This is a genomic window from Streptomyces caelestis, from assembly GCF_014205255.1.
Taxonomy (GTDB): domain Bacteria; phylum Actinomycetota; class Actinomycetes; order Streptomycetales; family Streptomycetaceae; genus Streptomyces; species Streptomyces caelestis.
Genome location: NZ_JACHNE010000001.1, coordinates 2,879,370 through 2,898,557 on the forward strand (window position 1 = coordinate 2,879,370; position 19,188 = coordinate 2,898,557).

Annotated in this window: 12 protein-coding genes; 2 read left to right on the top strand and 10 right to left on the bottom strand. The window is 71.0% G+C overall.

Translation table 11 applies throughout. The features are described 5' to 3' along the window. Window positions 1-4 precede the first annotated feature (4 nt). A complete protein-coding gene (locus HDA41_RS13020) occupies window positions 5-2,143 on the bottom strand; it encodes a SpoIIE family protein phosphatase (protein ID WP_376706783.1) in 2,139 nt (712 codons plus the stop codon). Window positions 2,144-2,419: 276 nt separating this feature from the next. On the opposite strand from HDA41_RS13020, the gene HDA41_RS13025 reads away from it, so the two are divergent. Continuing rightward, a complete protein-coding gene (locus HDA41_RS13025) occupies window positions 2,420-6,637 on the top strand; it encodes a HAMP domain-containing protein (protein ID WP_184983630.1) in 4,218 nt (1,405 codons plus the stop codon). Between the two features lie 157 nt (window positions 6,638-6,794). Here the strand turns inward: HDA41_RS13025 and HDA41_RS13030 are convergent, their stop codons facing one another. Then, a complete protein-coding gene (locus HDA41_RS13030; protein ID WP_184983632.1) occupies window positions 6,795-8,669 on the bottom strand; it encodes an AMP-dependent synthetase/ligase in 1,875 nt (624 codons plus the stop codon). 265 nt (window positions 8,670-8,934) lie between these two features. Then, window positions 8,935-10,803 (bottom strand): translation elongation factor 4, encoded by a 1,869-nt coding sequence (lepA, locus tag HDA41_RS13035; protein ID WP_184983634.1) that lies wholly within the window; start codon window positions 10,801-10,803, stop codon window positions 8,935-8,937. A 239-nt stretch (window positions 10,804-11,042) separates the two neighbouring features. Between lepA and rpsT the strand changes: the two genes are divergently transcribed. Beyond that, on the top strand, window positions 11,043-11,309 hold the full coding sequence (gene rpsT, locus HDA41_RS13040; protein WP_086849999.1) for a 30S ribosomal protein S20: 267 nt from the start codon (window positions 11,043-11,045) through the stop codon (window positions 11,307-11,309). Window positions 11,310-11,482: 173 nt separating this feature from the next. Here the strand turns inward: rpsT and HDA41_RS13045 are convergent, their stop codons facing one another. From HDA41_RS13045 to HDA41_RS13075, 7 genes are all read right to left on the bottom strand, one after another. Then, a complete protein-coding gene (locus HDA41_RS13045) occupies window positions 11,483-11,878 on the bottom strand; it encodes a nuclear transport factor 2 family protein (RefSeq protein WP_184983637.1) in 396 nt (131 codons plus the stop codon). A 125-nt stretch (window positions 11,879-12,003) separates the two neighbouring features. Further along, window positions 12,004-12,993 carry a DNA polymerase III subunit delta gene (gene holA / locus HDA41_RS13050; protein ID WP_184983639.1) on the bottom strand — a complete coding sequence of 330 codons (990 nt, stop codon included), beginning with the start codon at window positions 12,991-12,993 and terminating at the stop codon, window positions 12,004-12,006. Window positions 12,994-13,029: 36 nt separating this feature from the next. Next, the gene (locus HDA41_RS13055; RefSeq protein ID WP_184983641.1) at window positions 13,030-13,275 is read right to left on the bottom strand and encodes a hypothetical protein; all 246 of its coding nucleotides are present in this window, start codon (window positions 13,273-13,275) and stop codon (window positions 13,030-13,032) included. 38 nt (window positions 13,276-13,313) lie between these two features. Further along, a complete protein-coding gene (locus HDA41_RS13060; RefSeq protein ID WP_184983643.1) occupies window positions 13,314-14,195 on the bottom strand; it encodes a YceI family protein in 882 nt (293 codons plus the stop codon). Window positions 14,196-14,408: 213 nt separating this feature from the next. Further along, a complete protein-coding gene (locus HDA41_RS13065) occupies window positions 14,409-15,248 on the bottom strand; it encodes an arylamine N-acetyltransferase family protein (RefSeq protein ID WP_184983645.1) in 840 nt (279 codons plus the stop codon). Window positions 15,249-15,252: 4 nt separating this feature from the next. Then, window positions 15,253-17,970 carry a ComEC/Rec2 family competence protein gene (locus HDA41_RS13070; protein ID WP_376706784.1) on the bottom strand — a complete coding sequence of 906 codons (2,718 nt, stop codon included), beginning with the start codon at window positions 17,968-17,970 and terminating at the stop codon, window positions 15,253-15,255. Beyond that, window positions 17,967-19,088 (bottom strand): ComEA family DNA-binding protein, encoded by a 1,122-nt coding sequence (locus HDA41_RS13075; RefSeq protein ID WP_184983647.1) that lies wholly within the window; start codon window positions 19,086-19,088, stop codon window positions 17,967-17,969. Before HDA41_RS13075 ends, HDA41_RS13070 begins: the two co-directional genes overlap by 4 nt. Between the last annotated feature and the right edge of the window lie 100 nt (window positions 19,089-19,188).

Genomic DNA, 19,188 nt, shown 5'->3' on the forward strand with positions numbered 1-19,188 from the left:
GCGGTCACTCCGCCTGGAGCACGAGCAGCGCCAGATCGTCCGCCGGCGGCCGCGCCCCGAACTCGTGCACCAGCCGCCTGATCCGCTCGGCTATCAGCTCGGCGTCCAGCCCCGCACACCCGGCCAGCGCCGCCGCGAGCCCGTCCCCGTCGTCGAACTGGCGGGAGCCGGAGCGGCGCTCGGTGACGCCGTCGGTGACGCACAGCATCGTGTTGCCGGACCGCAGCTCGAAGGTCTCACTGGTGTAGGTGGCGTCCTCGACGACGCCCAGGAGGGTCTGGGGCTGCGCGGCCGTGTGGACCTCGCCGCCCGTCCCGAGGATCAGGGGCAGCGGGTGCCCGGCGGAGGCGACAGTGCAGCGGACGCCACCGTCGAAGGGGACCAGCTCGCCGTACAGCAGGGACAGGAAGCGCGTCTGGGGGCCGTCGCCGGGCGGGGTCGGGCGGGCGCCCGCGGCCACCAGCGCGCGGGCCGCCGCGTCCGCGGCCTCCGTGGCGTCGTCGAGCAGGAGCTGGTTGAGGCGGTCGAGGACGTCGGCGACCCGGTAGCCCTCACGGGCCAGCAGCCGCAGCCAGGGCCGGGCCAGGCCGATCACGACGGCGGCCTCGGGGCCCTTGCCCTGGACGTCGCCGACGGCGAAGCACCAGCGGCCGTCACCGGCCGGGAACAGGTCGTAGAAGTCGCCGCTGGGCCCGCCCTTGTCACACGGTTCGTAGACGAGGGCGCTGCGCATCCCGGGGATCTCGGCCACGGCGCCGGGCAGCAGTCCGCGCTGGAGCACAGCGCTGATGGTGGCCTGGCGGGCGTACTGGCGGGCGGCGCCGATGGCGAGCGCGACCCGGCGGCTGAGGTCCTCGACGAGGCCGGTGATCTCGTCGGGGAAGCCGGCGGTGCCGGACCGTCCGATGACGAGGGTGCCCAGCGGGCGCCCGCCGGCGACGAGCCGGTACGCGAGGGCCGAGCCCGGTTCGCCGGGTTCGTCACCGAGCGCCTCGCCGGGCCAGGGGTAGTCGGCCGGCCCGGAACCCGACGGGTCGGACGGGTGCGGTGCGTCCTTCTCCAGGACCCGGCGCAGCTCCTCGATGCGGTTCTCGCTGCCGTGCCAGACCCGGGCCAGCCGGGGCCCGCCCGCTCCGGCCCCGCCGCTCCAGCCGCCGCCGATGGCCTCGTCCTCCAGCCATACCGCGCACCAGTCGGCCAGCCGGGGCACGATCAGCTGCCCGGCGAGGGCGGCGACCAGGTCCTCGTCGAGCTGCCCGGCGAGGAGGTCGGAGGCCTCGGCGAGGAAGGAGAGGGCACCGCGGCCCAGCCAGGAGCCGCCGCGTCCGTCACGGCCGTCGCAGTCCTCGTACCGGTCCCGCCAGTCCCGCAGATCGTGCCAGTCGCGCAGGTCGTGGGAGCCGCGCGGGCCGGGGGAGCCGCCAGGGTCATGCGCGTCCCGTGCGTCGTGCGCGTCCCGCAGGGGATGCCCACCCGGTGCCTCGTTCCCGCCGCGTCCGGAACGCCGTCGGCCCCGGTCGCCCTCCCGGTCGTCCTGCCCATGGGGCGGCTCCGGCGCCAGGATCTCCGCCACCCGCAATCCGCGCGCCAGCGCGTGCTCCCCGGCGTACGCCTCGATCTGCTCGGCCGCCGCACAACCCCCGGCGGGCAACCGCGCCCATACGGTCTTCCGGCCCGTGCGGTACGTGATGCCCCAGGCCTCGCAGAGCGCGCCGACGAGCCGCAGGCCGCGCCCGTACTCCGGGGTGTCGTGCGGCGTTTCCGGCTCGCCGCCGCGCGGGGCGCGTGAGGGGTGGTGGTCGGAGACCTCGACGAGGAGCGCGGCGGTGTCCGTGTCGTCGCGTTCCAGCCGGCATTCCAGCTCGACGTCGGTGCCGGCGTGCACGACGGCGTTGGTGACGAGTTCGCTGACGACGAGCAGGGCGTCGTCGGCGAGACGGTCGGTGAGGTGCTCGGCCCCGGACAGGCCGAGCCCGGTCCACTCGGCGAGCGCCGTGCGCACCACGGCGCGGGCGGCGCCCGGCGCGAGGGAGCTGCCGGGCAGGGTCGCGTACGCCCGCGCGCGCTCCTTCGCGGGCGCCTCTGAAGCGACCCCGGTCGCCTCTGAAGCACCCCCTGGCGCCTCGGAACCGACCGCGGTCACAGGCGCCTCCGAAGTGCCCACAGGCGCCTCGGAAGCGAGCACCGGCGCCCCGCAAGTCAGTGCGCACTCCTCGGAGACGGCCCCCTCGTGCACGGGCACAGGTGTCTCCGAAGCGTGGGCAGGCGCCTCTGAGGCACGGGAAGCGGTCTCCCGTTGCGTCGGAATGGCCCCCATGGACAGCTCCCCGGGCAGTTCGTACGAATACGCCACAGTCGATGCCGACAGGGTGACAGACTGGCCACGCCCATAAGCGCCGAGTTACCGAAGTGGGCCGCCATGAGTGAGAACAGTGCTACTCCCGTGGTCAAAGACGGACACGAGGACGGTCAGATTCGTGCATCCGATCTCCGTCCCCTGCTCGCGGCCATGACAGCCGCACGCGACGGTGACTTCACGAAGGTGCCGGAAACCGGCCACGGGATGGTGGCCGAACTGACCGCCGTCTTCAACCAGATCATGGACCGCAGCGGTCACTTCACTACCGAGGTGCAGCGCGTGAAAGGGGAGCTGGTGCGGCACGGCCGGCTCGACGAGCGGCTCTCGGCCAGCCCGGGGCAGGGCCTGTGGACGTCCCGCGTCAACGACGTCAACCAGTTGCTCGACGCTCTGGCCGCCCCGGCGGCGAACGCCACGCGCGTGCTGGACGCGGTGGCCGGCGGCGATCTGACCCAGCGGGTCGATCTGCACGACGGCACGCGCGAGTTACGCGGCGATCTGCGGCGCCTCGGCCGGGCCGTGAACAAGATGGTGGACCAGCTCTCCCTGTTCACCGGCGAGGTGACGCGGGTCGCGCGCGAGGTCGGCACCGAGGGGCGGCTCGGCGGCCGGGCCAAGGTGCAGGGGCTGTCGGGCAGTTGGCGGGACGTGACCGAGGCCGTCAACACGATGGCGTCCCGTCTGACGGCTCAGGTGCGGGACATCGCGGCGGTCACGACGGCGGTGGCGCGCGGCGACCTGACCCGCACGGTGACGGTGGAGGCGACCGGCGAGCTGCTGGAACTGAAGCTGACCGTGAACACGATGGTGGACCAGCTCTCCGCCTTCGCCGACGAGGTCACCCGCGTCGCCCGCGAGGTCGGCACCGAGGGCCAGCTGGGCGGCCGGGCCCAGGTCCGGGGCGTCTCCGGGGTGTGGAAGGACCTCACCGACAACGTCAACTTCATGGCGTCGAACCTGACCTCGCAGGTCCGCAACATCGCCCAGGTCACCACCGCCGTGGCCAACGGCGACCTGTCCCAGAAGATCACGGTCGACGCGCAGGGCGAGATCCTGGAACTCAAGTCGACCATCAACACGATGGTCGACCAGCTCTCCGCCTTCGCCGACGAGGTCACCCGCGTCGCCCGCGAGGTCGGCACCGAGGGCAACCTCGGCGGCCGGGCCCAGGTCCGGGGCGTCTCCGGCGTCTGGAAGGACCTCACCGACAACGTCAACTTCATGGCCGACAACCTCACCTCCCAGGTGCGCAACATCGCCCTCGTCTCCACCGCCGTCGCCCAGGGCGACCTCGGCAAGAAGATCACGGTGGAGGCCAAGGGCGAGATCCTGGAACTGAAGTCCACGATCAACACGATGGTCGACCAGCTCTCCGCCTTCGCCGACGAGGTCACCCGCGTCGCCCGCGAGGTCGGCACCGAGGGCAACCTCGGCGGTCAGGCCCAGGTCCGGGGCGTCTCCGGCGTCTGGAAGGACCTCACCGACAACGTCAACTTCATGGCGCTCAACCTGACCTCCCAGGTGCGCAACATCGCCCAGGTCACCACCGCCGTCGCCAACGGCGACCTGTCGAAGAAGATCACGGTCGACGCCCGTGGCGAGATCCTCGAACTGAAGGACACCGTCAACACGATGGTGGAGCAGTTGCGCGCCTTCGCCGACGAGGTCACGCGCGTCGCCCGCGAGGTCGGCACCGACGGCCGGCTCGGCGGCCGGGCGCAGGTGCTGGGCGTCTCCGGCGTCTGGCGGGACCTGACGGACAACGTCAACTCCATGGCCGACAACCTCACCTCCCAGGTGCGCAACATCGCCCAGGTGGCGACGGCCGTGGCGCAGGGCGACCTGTCCCGGAAGATCGACGTGGACGCGCGCGGCGAGATCCTGGAACTCAAGACCACGATCAACACGATGGTCGACACGCTGTCCTCCTTCTCCTCGGAGGTCACGCGCGTGGCCCGCGAGGTCGGCAGCGAGGGCCAACTCGGCGGCCAGGCCCGGGTCGAGGGCGTCTACGGCACCTGGAAGCGCCTGACGACGAACGTCAACGAACTGGCCTCGAACCTCACCACTCAGGTCCGCGCGATCGCCGAGGTCGCCTCCGCCGTGGCCCAGGGCGACATGTCCCGCTCGATCACGGTCGAGACCCGCGGCGAGGTCGCCGAGCTGAAGGACAACATCAACCTGATGGTGGCCAACCTGCGCGAGACGACCCGCGCGAAGGACTGGCTGGAGTCCAACCTGGCCCGGCTCGCCGCCCTGATGCAGGGCCACCGCGACCTGATGGAGGTCGCCGACCTGATCCTCCGCGAGCTGACCCCGCTGGTGAACGCCCAGTACGGCGCGTTCTACCTGGCCGACCCGGAAGAGGCCGGAGCAACGGTTCCCACCAAGGGGCTCGCCTTCATCGCCGGCTACGGCGCCGCCCAGGACACGACCGTCGAGACCGGCGCCCTCCCGGTGCACGGCCTGGTCGCGCAGGCGGCCCGGGAGAAGAAGCGGATCCTGGTCGAGGGCGCCCCGCCCGACTACATCAAGATCAACAGCGGCCTCGGCGAGGCGGCTCCCACGACGATCGTCATCATCCCGATCCTCTTCGAGGACAAGCTCCTCGGCGTCATCGAACTGGCCTCCTTCTCCCGCTTCTCCGACGTGCACCTGGCCTTCTTCGACCAGTTCGTCAACACCATCGGCGTCGCCATCAACACGATCATCGCCAACTCCCGCACGGAGTCCCTGCTCGGCGAGTCCCAGCGCCTCGCCACGCAGCTGCAGGAACGCTCGGACGAATTGCAGAAACAGCAGGCGGAGTTGCAACGCTCCAACGCCGAACTGGAGGAGAAGGCCGCCCTGCTGGCCACGTCCTCGCAGTACAAGTCGGAGTTCCTGGCGAACATGTCGCACGAGCTGCGCACACCGCTGAACTCCCTGCTGATCCTGGCCCGGCTGCTCTCCGACAACCCGGACGGTCATCTCTCGGACCAGGAGGTGCAGTTCGCGACGACGATCCACCGCTCGGGCTCCGACCTCCTCCAGCTGATCAACGACATCCTGGACCTGTCGAAGATCGAGGCGGGCCGGATGGACGTACGCCCGAAACGACTGCCGTTGATCAAGCTGCTCGACTACGTCCACGCCACGTTCCGCCCCCTCACCATCGACCGGGGGCTCGCCTTCGAGCTGGCGGTCGGCGAGGACGTACCGCGCGAGATGTACTCGGACGAACAGCGGCTCCAGCAGATCCTGCGCAACCTCCTCTCCAACGCGGTCAAGTTCACCGCGACGGGCAAGGTCGAGCTGCGGGTCGACCGGGTGCAGGACACCGAGCACCGATGCGGGTCCCCCCGCTCATGCGGGTCCCCCCGCTCATGGGGGTCCCCCCGCTCGAGCGAAGTCGAGAGTGGGGGAGAAGTCGAGAGTGGGGGAGAAGCCGAGAGTGGGGGAGTCCGGGACACCGACGACGTCATCGCCTTCGCCGTGTCCGACACCGGCATCGGGATCGCGCCGGAGAAACTCCCGGTGATCTTCGAGGCGTTCCAGCAGGCCGACGGCACCACCAACCGCAAGTACGGCGGCACCGGCCTCGGCCTGTCCATCAGCCGGGAGATCGCGGGCCTGCTCGGCGGCCGGATCGTCGCCCAGAGCGAACCCGGCAAGGGCTCCACGTTCACCCTGTACGTGCCTGTCGTGAGCCCCGGTCACACGGCGCCGGGACCGGCCCCCGAGGACCGCCCCGAACCGCCCCTGCCCCTCAAGCCGGCCACCGCAGGGCCGTTCCCGGCCTCGTCCGACACGGACGACGCCTGGCCCTCGCCGACCAGGCTGGAGACGTGGACGTCCGGCAGGCCGGGCCGGATCCTGGCCGGGCGGCGGGTACTGATCGTCGACGACGACATCCGCAACGTCTTCGCCCTCACGCATGTCCTGGGCCGTGTCGGCATGACCGTGCTGTACGCGGAGAACGGCCGCGAGGGCATCGAGACACTGGAGCGCAGCGCGGACGTCGAACTGGTGCTGATGGACATCATGATGCCGGAGATGGACGGCTACGAGACGATCTCCGCCATCCGCCACACCCCGCGCTGGGCGGACCTGCCCATCGTCGCCCTGACCGCGAAGGCGATGGTCGGCGACCGCGAGAAGTCCATCGCCCGCGGCGCCAACGACTACGTGCCCAAGCCGGTGGACATCGACCGGCTGCTGACGGTCGTCTGCGAACTGCTGAAGCGAGAGGACCCCGAGGACCCCGAGGACAGAGAGGAGGAGGCACGGACGTCATGAGCACCACGGGCAGGCGATGAAGGTCCTGCTGCGGCAGCCCGTCGCCCTGGTTCTGCTCGACGTCCGCATCGGGTGGCCCCGGAGACGTGAGTGGCGCGGGGAACTGCGCGACGAGCCACAACCGAAGCCGCAGCCACCACGCAGTCCCCGCCGCCCCTTACGCCTCGCGAGACCCCGCGTACATCTCCTCGATCAGATGCTTGTACTCCCGCTCCACAACTGGCCGCTTCAGCTTCAGACTCGGCGTGATCTCACCATGCTCGATATCGAGATCCCGCGGCAGCAACCGGAACTTCTTGATGGTCTGCCACCGCTGAAGCCCCTCGTTGAGCTGCTTCACATACCCGTCGACCATCTCCACCGTGACCGGCGAGGAGACGATCTCCGCGTACGACTTGCCCTCCAGCCCGTTCTCCTTCGCCCACTCCGTGATCGCGACCTCGTCGAGCGCGATGAGCGCCGTGCAGAAGTTCCGGTCGGCTCCGTGCACGAGGATGTTGGACACGTACGGGCACACCGCCTTGAACTGCCCCTCGACCTCGGCCGGCGCGATGTACTTGCCGCCCGACGTCTTGATCAGGTCCTTCTTGCGGTCGGTGATCCGCAGATACCCGTCGGGCGACAGCTCCCCGATGTCCCCGGTGTGGAACCAGCCGTCCGGCTCCAGCACCTCGGCGGTCTTCTCGGGCAGCTTGTGGTAGCCCTCCATGATGCCGGGGCCGCGCAGCAGGATCTCCCCGTCGTCGGCGATCCGCACCTCCGTGCCGGGCAGCGGCTTGCCGACCGTACCGGTGCGGTAGGCCTCGCCCGGGTTCACGAACGACGCCGCCGAGGACTCGGTCAGGCCGTAGCCCTCCAGGATGTGGATGCCGGCGCCGGAGAAGAAGTACCCGATCTCGGGTGCCAGCGCCGCCGAGCCCGAGACGCACGCTCGCAGGTTCCCACCGAAGGCCTCCTGGATCTTGGCGTACACCAGCGCGTCCGCGACCTTGTGCTTCACGCCCAGCCCGAACGGCACGGACGCGGTTCCGGTACGCCGGAAGTTGTCCTGGGCGACCTTGGCGTACTCGCGGGCGACCTCCGCGGCCCACTGGAAGATCTTGTACTTGGCGCCGCCGCCCGCGCGGGCCTTCGCGGCGACACCGTTGTAGACCTTCTCGAAGATGCGCGGCACGGCCGCCATGTACGTCGGCTGCACCACCGGCAGGTTTTCGATGATCTTGTCGACGCGGCCGTCCACGGCGGTGACGTGCCCGACCTCGATCTGGCCGGAGGTGAGCACCTTGCCGAAGACGTGCGCGAGGGGCAGCCACAGGTACTGCACGTCCTCGCTGCTGATCAGCCCGGTCGCGGCGGTCGCCTTCGCCATGTAGGACCAGTTGTCGTGCGGGAGGCGCACGCCCTTGGGGCGGCCGGTGGTGCCGGAGGTGTAGATGAGGGTGGCCAGCTGGTCCTTGGTGAGGGCGCCGACCCGCTCCTTGATCAGCTCGGGGTCCTTCTCCAGCCGGGCCGCACCGCGCTTCTCCAGCTCGTCGAGGGTGAGGATCCAGTCAGCGGTCTCGACCCCGGCCGGGTCGATGACCACGACGTGGGTCAGGTCGGTCAGCTCGGCGCGCTTCTCCTTGGCCTTGGCCAGCTGCTCGACGTTCTCCGCGATGAGCACCCGGCTCTCGGAGTCCGACAGGATGTACGCCGACTCCTCCGCGTTGGTCTGTGGGTAGACCGTGGTCGTGGCGGCGCCGGCGCACATGATGCCGAGGTCGGCGAGGATCCACTCGATGCGGGTGCTGGACGCGAGGGCGACGCGCTGCTCGGGCTGCACGCCCAGCTCGATGAGCCCGGCCGCGATGGCGTAGACCCGCTCTGCGGCCTGCGCCCAGCTCAGCGACTTCCACTCGTCCGGCCCTTGCCCGGAGGACGCGGGCACCGGATAGCGGTAGGCCTCGGCGTCCGGCGTGGCCGCCACGCGCTCCAGGAAGAGGCACGCCACGGACGGCGGACGGTTCTCGATCAGTGTCTGTGTGTCGCTCACGACATCCTCCGGGGCCCGCAACAGCGCGGCTGGCTCAGGTGCGGCTGGTTTTCGCTCACGAGCTGCTGTTCGCGAGCTGTTGTTTAACTCACGAGTAACTATCGAGCAGGGATCAGAGTAAAGGTCGACCGGCCGCTGCGTAAGGGTCCGCGGCCTGTCACTTCCTACAGAGAGCTACCCCGCATACGCACAGGGGCCCGCCGTACTTTCGCACGACGTGCCCCTGTTCTACCCGGTTTGCGGTGTAACCCGCGGTAACCCGTGATTACTTCTTGGCCTTGCCCGACCCCGCGCTGTCATCGCTCGACAGGACGGCGATGAACGCCTCCTGCGGAACCTCCACGGAACCCACCATCTTCATCCGCTTCTTGCCCTCCTTCTGCTTCTCCAGCAGCTTCCGCTTACGGGAGATGTCACCGCCGTAGCACTTGGCGAGGACGTCCTTGCGGATGGCGCGGATGGTCTCGCGGGCGATGACCCGGGAGCCGATGGCGGCCTGGACCGGCACCTCGAAGGCCTGCCGCGGAATGAGCTCCTTGAGCTTGGCGACGAGCCGCACGCCGTAGGCGTACGCCTGGTCCTTGTGGGTGATCGCCGAGAAGGCGTCGACCTTGTCGCCGTGCAGCAGGATGTCGACCTTGACCAGGCTGGAGGTCTGCTCGCCGGTGGGCTCGTAGTCGAGCGAGGCGTAGCCGCGGGTCTTGGACTTCAGCTGGTCGAAGAAGTCGAAGACGATCTCGGCGAGCGGCAGGGTGTAGCGGATCTCGACCCGCTCCTCGGAGAGGTAGTCCATGCCGAGCAGAACACCGCGCCGGGTCTGGCACAGCTCCATGATCGAGCCGATGAACTCGCTGGGCGCCAGGATGGTGGCCCGCACGACCGGCTCGTAGACCTCCGAGATCTTGCCCTCGGGGAACTCGCTCGGGTTGGTGACGGTGTGCTCGCTGCCGTCCTCCATGACGACGCGGTACACCACGTTCGGGGCGGTCGCGATCAGGTCCAGCCCGAACTCACGCTCCAGCCGCTCCCGGATCACGTCCAGGTGCAGCAGGCCGAGGAAACCGACGCGGAAGCCGAAGCCGAGGGCGGCGGAGGTCTCCGGCTCGTAGACCAGCGCGGCGTCGTTGAGCTGGAGCTTGTCGAGGGCCTCGCGCAGCTCCGGGTAGTCCGAGCCGTCCAGGGGGTAGAGGCCGGAGAACACCATCGGCTTGGGGTCCTTGTACCCGCCGAGCGCCTCCTGGGCCCCCTTGTGCTGGCTGGTGACCGTGTCACCGACCTTGGACTGGCGGACGTCCTTCACGCCGGTGATGAGGTAGCCCACCTCGCCGACGCCGAGACCGTCGGACGACAGCATCTCCGGCGAGTTGGTGCCGATCTCCAGCAGCTCGTGCGTGGCGCCCGTGGACATCATCCTGATGCGCTCACGCTTGTTGAGCTGCCCGTCGATGACACGGACGTACGTCACCACGCCCCGGTAGGAGTCGTAGACGGAGTCGAAGATCATGGCACGCGCGGGGGCGTCCTTCACGCCGACCGGGGCCGGGACCTGCTCGACCACCTTGTCCAGCAGCGCCTCGACACCGAGCCCGGTCTTGGCGGAGACCTTGAGCACGTCGTCGGGCTCGCACCCGATGAGGTGGGCGAGCTCGTCGGCGAACTTCTCGGGCTGCGCGGCCGGCAGGTCGATCTTGTTCAGCACGGGGATGATCGTGAGGTCGTTCTCCATCGCCAGGTAGAGGTTGGCGAGGGTCTGCGCCTCGATGCCCTGGGCGGCGTCGACCAGGAGGATGGTGCCCTCACAGGCGGCGAGCGATCGCGAGACCTCGTAGGTGAAGTCGACGTGCCCCGGGGTGTCGATCATGTTCAGGATGTGCGTGTTGCTCTTGTCGTGGGTCGGGGCCCACGGGAGGCGCACCGCCTGGGACTTGATCGTGATGCCGCGCTCACGCTCGATGTCCATGCGGTCGAGGTACTGAGCACGCATCTGCCGCAGCTCGACCACTCCGGTCAGCTGAAGCATCCGGTCGGCGAGCGTGGACTTGCCGTGGTCGATGTGCGCGATGATGCAGAAGTTGCGGATCAGAGCCGGGTCGGTACGGCTCGGCTCGGGCACGTGGCTGGGGATCGCGGGCACGCAGGGTCCTGATTCTTGAGGCGTCCGCAGTGTCTGCGGTCTCGGGTCGGATCGATACGTAGCCTCCATGGTCCCACGGGTGGGGACCCCGGACGGGTTTGGGCCGTGAATGAGCACGCTGGTACCGTGGGGGGCTGTGCCTCATGCCCTCTCGCAGGAGGCACTCCTCAAGAAATCACCCGGTACAGGACCGTGCGGCACCCGTGCGGCCCCGTGCCAGAACCTGAGAAGGCTCATTCGTGGCGAACATCAAGTCCCAGATCAAGCGGATCAAGACCAACGAGAAGGCGCGGCTGCGCAACAAGGCCGTCAAGTCCTCCCTCAAGACCGCGATCCGCAAGGCCCGTGAGGCTGCTGCCGCGGGTGACGCCGAGAAGGCCACCGAGTACCAGCGCGCTGCCGCGCGTCAGCTCGACAAGGCCGTCTCGAAGGGCGTCATCCACAAGAACCAGGCTGCCAACAAGAAGTCGGCGCTGGCTCAGAAGGTCGCCGCGCTCAAGGGCTGACGTCTGATGTGACGCCGGAGGGAATCGAGCGGGCCCTCTCTCATCCGCTCCCGTCCGGCACCCCCGAGCTCGTCCGCGGCCTGCGTTCGCCACGCGGGGACGAGCTCACCGGCTTGGAACCGAGGGCCGGGTGCCTCCCATTCCCCATGGGACGCACCTGGCCTTCGGTCTGTTCAGGACCAGAATTCGTTGTTCTTGTCGATGTCCGCGACACACTCGTCGAGGTCGGTGAACTTGTCCCCGACGATCCGGAAGATGATGCATCCGGTGTCGTCGAGGTGCTTGCCGTTGCGCTCGGCCGTGAAGCGGGTCATGCCGACCGCGTGGCCGCGGCCGTCGACACAGGTGCCGATCAGCTCGGCACGCGCCGTGCCGTTGGTCTCCGTGCCGAGCCGCTCGTACATCTCGATGATCGCGTCCACGCCTTTGAAGTCGCCCGACAACGGGTGATCCCCGGGCACGTGGTGCGTGGCGTCCCCGGCGATCAGCCCGCGCAAGGTGTCCATGTCACCGCGCGAGAAGGCCTCGAACCCCTTGCGGACCAGCGCTGCGTGCGGGTGTTCAGCCATGTCCTTCGCCACCTCTCCGTCACTTGGCGAGTACGGCTGCACTCCCGATTCTCCCTCCGGACGGCTCTGGCGGCACACGGGTTACCGGGTGCCCCAGGCCATGAGGGCCAGGGGCACTGCTCGGGTCACCCCCGGCCCCTGGACCGCGCCGCCCGCGCGATGGTGACGACCGCCTTCTCCAGGGCGTACCCGGGATCGTCCCCGCCGCCCTTCACCCCCGCGTCCGCCTCGGCCACGGCCCGCAGCGCCACGGCCACCCCGTCCGGAGTCCAGCCCCGCATCTGCTGCCGCACCCGGTCGATCTTCCACGGCGGCATGCCCAGCTCCCGCGCGAGATCGGCCGGCCGGCCGCCACGCGCCGACGACAGCTTCCCGATCGCCCGGACGCCCTGCGCCAGGGCACTCGTAATCAACACCGGCGCCACCCCGGTCGCCAGCGACCAGCGCAACGCCTCCAGCGCTTCCGCCGCCCGCCCCTCGACGGCCCGGTCGGCGACCGTGAAGCTCGACGCCTCGGCCCGGCCCGTGTAGTACCGCCCGACGATCGCCTCGTCGATGGTCCCCTCGACATCCGCGACCAGCTGCGAAACCGCCGACGCCAGCTCCCGCAGATCGCTCCCGATCGCGTCGACGAGCGCCTGGCACGCCTCCGCCGTGGCGGACCTGCCCACCGCCCGGAACTCCTGCCGCACGAACGCCAGCCGGTCCGCCGGCTTCGTCATCTTCGGGCAGGCCACCTCGCGCGCCCCGGCCTTGCGCGCCGCGTCGAGCAGTCCCTTCCCCTTGGCCCCGCCGGCGTGCAGCAGGACGAGGGTGATCTCCTCGGCGGGCGCCCCGAGATACGCCTTCACGTCCTTGATCGTGTCGGCCGACAGGTCCTGCGCGTTGCGTACGACGACGACCTTGCGCTCCGCGAAGAGGGACGGACTCGTCAGCTCGGCGAGCGTGCCGGGCTGCAGCTGGTCCGGGGACAGGTCCCGTACGTCCGTGTCGGCGTCCGAGGCCTTCGCGGCGGCCACCACCTCCTGCACGGCACGGTCGAGCAGCAGCTCCTCCTGGCCCACGGCGAGCGTCACCGGGGCGAGAGGGTCGTCATTCGCAGTCTTCCTGGCCATCGCGACAAGCATCCCACGCGGCACTGACAACGAGGCCTACGGTTCTTCCCGCCAGCCCTCCCACTCACCGGCGAACCGGTCCAGCTCCCCGGGGTCCAGCCGCCCTTCCTCGTCCCGCAGGACGACCAGCCACTGCGCGTCCTCGGCGTCGTCCTCCCCGGCCAGCGCGTCCCGCACCGGCTGCGGCTCCTCGACGACCCCGAACCGCTCCCGCAGCGCCTCCACCACCTCTTCGGCGGCATCACGGTCGGGCAGCACCAGCACATGTCGCACATCACTCACGCCGGACATTGTCCGACACCGCCTCGCGGCCCAGCCGCTCAGGCCTTGCGCACGACCTGCACATCGAGGTCGACCCTGATGCTCGGCCCCACCACCGCGATGCCACGGGCCAGCATCGTCTGCCAGCTCACCGTGAAGTCGTCCCGGTGCAGCTCGGTCGTGGCCCGGCAGGCCGCCCGCACCTCGCCCTCCATGCCGTTGCCCAGCCCCAGGTACTCCGTGTCCAGCGTGACCGTGCGCGTCACGCCGTGCAGCGACAGCGCCCCCGTCACGGCCCACCGGTTCCCGCCCTTGTGCACGAACCGGTCGCTGTAGAACTCGAGGGTCGGGAACTTGGCGACGTCCAGGAAGTCCGCCGACCGCAGATGGTCGTCGCGCATCCTCATGTTGGTGTCGATGGACGCCGCGTCGATCACCACGTGCATCGCCGACTGCTCCAGCGGATCGGTGATCCGTATGACTCCCGCGAACGACTTGAACTGTCCGTGGATCCGGGCCAGTCCGATGTGCCGCGCGGTGAAGCCGATCGAGGAGTGCGCCGACTCGATCTCCCAGTCTCCGGGCCTCGGCAGCTCCGGCGGCCGGGCCACCTGGAGTGTCACGTCACCGAGCGACGCGAGCGAGTTCTCGGCGACCTGCGTGGTCGCCCGGTACGGCGTGTACCCCTCCGCCGACACGGCGAGCCGGTACTCCCCCGCGGGCACCGTCGTCATGAACGACCCGAACGGATCGGCTCCCCCGCTGACCACCGGACGCCCCATGGTGTCGGTGACCGCGAACTCCGCGTGTCTGACCGGTTCGTTGACCGGGTCGAGCGCCCGGCAGGCCAGCACCCCTGCGCTCGGCGGCATCAGCACCGCCGCCAGGGGGCTCGTCCGTTGCACCCGATGGGTACGGCTTCCCAGCCAGCGGCCGATCATCTGGACACCTCGCGACTCGAAGTCAGCTGTTTGATCACTGTTCACCGAGGAGGAATTCGACCACCGATGAGGCTTTCGAGGCAACACAGGACCACATCACGGGAATCCAGCGCTTGTGCTGGGACTACGCACGAGTAGCACCATGTGGGCCGAGTGCCGCTTCTGGACCCTCTGCTCCCACCATCCCCTGCCCCTTTTCTCCCTCTGGTCGGATCAGCCCTCCTGGCCGGTGTCCCGAACCGTCGGCACCGAGCCGAGTTCGATGCCGAACCGCTCCCGGTACACCCCGAGCACCTCCTCGTCCGTCTCCAGCTCCCGCTCCTCCCGGCTGCCGCCGGCCCCGGTCACCGTGACCCTGCGGCCGCTGAGCGTGATCCGCCCTCCGTCCTCCGTGACCCGCGAACACACCAGCGACCGCGTGAAGTGCGACACCGGCGACGTGCTGTGCCACCACGCCCCGGCCACGAAGTCCCCGAGCACCCGGGGCCGTACCTCCAGGCGGTACTGCGGTCTGCCGTCGCGGATCACGTCCAGGTCCGCCGCCTCCACCGTGTCGTGCCCACCGCGCACCCCGGCCGCGTCCGGCCGCGCCTCCACGATCCGGAAGGTGCCCCCGGGATCCTCCTGTTCTCCTCTCTCCCCGAACGCCAGCGGCAGATGGCTGTGCGCCCCGAACCCGACGTCGGCCAGCCAGTCACCCCCGTCCACCGTCCGCACCCGCAGCGCGAGATGGTCGTACGGGATTCCGAGCCGCTCCTCGTCCCCGTAGACCCGCGCCGCGAGCAGCGCCACGTCGTAACCCAGCGCGGTGAGCAACGCCCCGAAGGCACCGTTGAGTTCGTAACAGAACCCGCCCCGCCGGGCGTCCACCACCTTGTCCAGCAGCCGCTTCTCCTCCAGCACGATCTCCTCGCCGAGATGGATCGACAGGTTCTCGAACGGCACGGTCCGCAGGTGGCGCAGGTGCAGTTCGCGGAGCACGTCGACGGTGGGCCACGCCGGGTGCTCGGCTCCCAGGCGGCGGAGATAGGCATCAACCTGTGCTGCGTTCATGCCCTCAGTCTCGCGCCACCCTCAGCTCTCCGCCCCCTCCTGTCCCTCCTACGACCGCCAGTGAGCCGTCCTGGTCCGTCCGCAGCACCGCCGCACCCCCGGCCCGCAGCGCCGCGACCGTGCCGGGCGCCGGATGCCCGTAGGTGTTGTCCGCACCGCAACTGATCAGGGCCAGCCGCGGAGCCGCCCGGCGTATCAGGCCGGGGTCCTGGTAGGCCGAGCCGTGGTGGGCGACTTTCAGCACGTCAACGCTCTCCAGCACGTCGGCCGCCGGTGATCGCGCCAGGGCCCGCTGGGCCGGGGGTTCGAGGTCCCCGAGGAGCAGCAGGCGCAGTCCTGCCGACCGGACCAGCATGGCGACACTGGCGTCGTTCGGCCCCTCCGGCGCCGGGTGGGCCGGGAGCAGCTGCGGATGCGAGCCCGGTGCAGGGGTCGGGGGCCGGCTCGGGGGCGGCCACACCACCTGCCAGGACAACTCCCCCGTGCGGCGCCGCTGCCCGGCCGCGGCCCGCGTCACCGGTACCCTCCGGGCCGCCGCCAGTCTCCGTACGAACGCGGCCTGGTCCGCGGGCTCTTCGTAGCCGGTCGTCTCGATCGCGCCCACCGCCCGCCCGCGCAGCACACCGGGCAGGCCGGCCACGTGATCGGCGTGGAAGTGCGTGAGCACGACCAGCGGGATCCTGGTGATGCCGAGTGAGCGCAGGCAGTGGTCGACGAGCTGCGGATCGGGTCCGGCGTCCACCACGACACCGGTGCCCTCGCCCGCCGCGAGCACCATGGCGTCGCCCTGGCCCACGTCGCACATCACCAGCCGCCAGCCGGGCGGCGGCCAGCCCGTCACCACCCGGGTCAGCGGCGGCGGCTGCACCACCACCAGCATCAGCACCAGGCCGCAGACCCCGCACCACCAGGGATGCCCGAGCAGCCGCCGCCCCACGAGCAGCACGACCAGCGTCACGGCCGCGAGCAGCGCCGCACCCGCCCAACTGCCCGGCCAGTCCACTCCCGCTCCCGGCAGCGCCGCCCCGGTACGGGCCACCTCAGCGATCCACTCGGCGGGCCAATGCGCGCACCACGCCAGCGCCTTGGCCACCGGCATCGCCATCGGTGCCGTGGCCAGTGCCGCGAAGCCCAGCACGGTGGCCGGCGCGATCGCGAACTCCGCGATCAGATTGCACGGCACCGCCACCAGGCTCACCCGCGCCGACAGCACTGCGACGACGGGTGCGCACAGGGCCTGCGCGGCGGCAGCTGCGGCCAGCGCCTCGGCGAGCCGCGGCGGCACCCCGCGCCGACGCAGCCCGGCGCTCCAGCGCGGCGCGAGCGTGAGCAGGGCGCCGGTGGCCACGACGGAGAGCAGGAACCCGTAACTCCGCGCCAGCCACGGGTCGTACAGCACCAACAGCAGGACCGCCGTCGCCAGCGCCGGAATGAGTGATCTGCGCCGGCCGGTCGCGAGGGCGAGCAGCGCGACGGCTCCGCAGGCCGCGGCCCGCAGCACGCTCGGATCCGGTCTGCACACGACGACGAACCCGAGTGAGAGCACACCCCCGAGCACCGCGGTCGCCCGCAGGGAGACACCGAGGCGAGGCGCGAGCCCCCGCCGCTCGACGTGCTGCGCCAGGCCCGGCGGCCCGAGCAGCAGGGCGAGCAGAATCGTGAAGTTGGCCCCGGACACGGCCAGCGTGTGCGTGAGGTCGGTCTCCTTGAAGGCCTCCTCCAGCTCCGGGGTGATCCGCGAGGTGTCCCCCACCACCAGCCCCGGCAACAGCGCCCGGGCATCCGCCGGCAGCCCGTCGGTCGCCTCCCGCAACCCGGCCCGCAACCGCCCGGCGAGCCGCTGAGCAGCCGAGGGTTCCCCCACCACCTCCGGTTCGGCCTGGCCCCGCACCCGCAGCACGGCCGCGACCCGGTCACCACCCGTCATCGCGGGCGCCAGCCGCGCGCCGACCCGCAGCCTCGTCGACGGCAGCAGCCCCAGCCACGGCGACCGCACCGGCCCACCGGCGGCCGCCCGCCCACCCTCGACAGACCCGACCGCGGGTGCCGACCGCCCACCCCCGACGGCCCCCGTCACCCCGCCCCCGGATGACGACCGCCCACCATCGGCGGCCCGGCCGGCCGACCCCACGTCGACGATCATCAGCACCGGCGTCCGCGTCACCACCGTCGCACCACCCGCCTCCTGGACGCGCCGCACATCGGCGTCGATCAGCACGGCGGTGGGAGCGACGTGATCACCCCGGGCCTTCGGCCGGGTCAGCCGGGGATCGGAGGTGAGCTCGACCTCGGCGGTCACCGTCGCGTACTCCCGCGCCAGGCGGGGCACGGGCCCCCGGTGCAGATCCGCCCCGTGCAGCCCGGCCGAGGCGGCAGCCGCGGCCACGCACAGCAGCACAGCCGCGACCGACGCTCGCGACCAGGAGGCCCACCCTGCTCGCCGGGCCGGCTGCAGCAGGCCGACGGCGGCCAGACAGCCGGCCACGATGCCCAGGACCCACCCCGGCGATGCGTCCAGCACCAGCGCCGCCGTCCCCCAGGCCGCGAGGGCGGGTGGGACGAGTCGTAGGTCCGTGGGTCCTTCCTGCCGCGGACGGGAGCTGCCCAGCCGCTTCCCGGAGGAGGCGTGCACGGACGACCGGGCGGGAGCGGCCGACCCGGCGGTGAAGGCCTCTGGTGCCGCCTCGTCCCGTCCCGTCGGCACGTCACGGGCACTCCTCATGGCCGTACGAGATTCCGCAGGTCGGCGAAGCGGCGGTCGCCGATGCCGTTCACCTCGCGCAGCTCGTCCACGGAACGGAACCCGCCGTGCCGCGTGCGGTAGTCGATGATGTGCTGCGCCAGCACCGGGCCGACACCCGGCAGAGTGTCGAGCTGGTCCGCGGTGGCCGTGCTGAGGGAGACGGGAGCCCCCGGCATCACGCCGCCCGCCGCCGCGCCGGCCGTGCCTCCGGCAGCCGTGCCGCCCGCCCCGGTTCCCACGGCGGGAGCCGGTCCCCCGACGATCACCTGCTCGCCGTCCACGAGGAACCGGGCGCGGTTGAGACCGTCGGTCTTCGTGCCGGGCTTCACCCCGCCCGCCGCGCGCAGCGCGTCCGCGACACGCGAGCCGGCGGGCAGCCGGTGGATCCCGGGCTCACGGACCTTGCCGCCGACGTCCACGACGATCTCGGGCGCCCCGGCCGCACCTGTCGCCTTCGCCGCCCCTGCGGGCGCACCCGGTCCTCGTGCCGGTTCGGCCTCTCCGCTCTGTCCCGGCTCCCCGTAGGGTGCCGCCGCTCGCACCACCTCAGGCGGCCGTACGGACTGGGTCCGGCCCGCCCAGAAGTGCTGCAGGGCGAACGCCGCGGCGACGACGAGCACCACCGTCAGCGCGAGCACGCTCCGCCGCTCCAGGCCACACCTCGCCTGCAACCACAGGGGCATGCGCTCCCGCAGCGCGAGCCCGGCCCGCTCCCGCCAGGCCCCCTCCCCAAGGCCGCGGTCGGCACCGACGGGGACCCGGACGGACTCCGCATCAGGATCCGCACCGGGTCGCGCGACAGCCTCCGGCCGATCGGGCCCTCGCCGAGCGCGTCCTCCACCGGCCGTCTCCTCGGGCTCGGGCTCAGGCTCGGGCGGGCCGTGGCCCGACTCCCGCCGCTCCCCGGCCCGTTCGGCATGCTCTCCGAACAGCACCTCCGCGCGCCGGCGGAGTTCCTCCGCCGAGGCGTGACGATGCCGTGCCCGGCCGCGTGCGACAGGCCGGTGACGACGGTGACGGACGCGGCCGTCGGACGCCGGTCCACGGCCCGGCCCGCTGGTCGCAGTCGCTGTGCGTGAACGTGATCGAAGTGCCATGCGACGAGGATCGGCCACGTCGGCCCACTCGCGATGATCTTGGTCAATTCCCGGGGAGGACCGCCGACTTGTGGATAACTCGGTCACCCACCCGGGTGAT